The organism is Vreelandella neptunia, assembly GCF_000712975.1.
In the GTDB taxonomy this organism is placed as follows: Bacteria; Pseudomonadota; Gammaproteobacteria; order Pseudomonadales; family Halomonadaceae; genus Vreelandella; species Vreelandella qaidamensis.
The window spans coordinates 1-290 of the sequence record NZ_JHQL01000017.1 but is presented as its reverse complement, the minus strand read 5'-3'; the positions used below and the strand labels follow the sequence as shown (position 1 = coordinate 290).

1 protein-coding gene is annotated in these 290 nt (G+C 55.2%); it reads right to left on the bottom strand.

Annotated features, from left to right (window positions below):
- Positions 1 to 290: NAD-binding protein (locus tag CR46_RS0117655; RefSeq protein WP_198023748.1), on the bottom strand; the 290-nt coding region annotated here is incomplete at both ends.

The window sequence follows — 290 nt, the reverse complement described above, 5'->3', positions numbered from 1 at the left end:
TGCACCAAACCACCGGCAAACTCCAACACCTGCAGCGCACCGGGGTGCTCAATCAGGCGGCGCACATGATCCGTGACCACTTGTTCAGGGCTGATCAGTACATCAATAGGAATCGCTTCGTGGGCGAATAATCCTTTACGGGTGAGGTAGGCGGTTGAACGTACGCGGGCAATTTTGGTGGGGGTACGAAATAGCGTGTGGGCGACTTGGCAGGCAATCATATTGACTTCGTCGGTGTTGGTCACCGCAATCAACATATCGGCATCTTCACAGCCTGCTTGGCGCAGCAC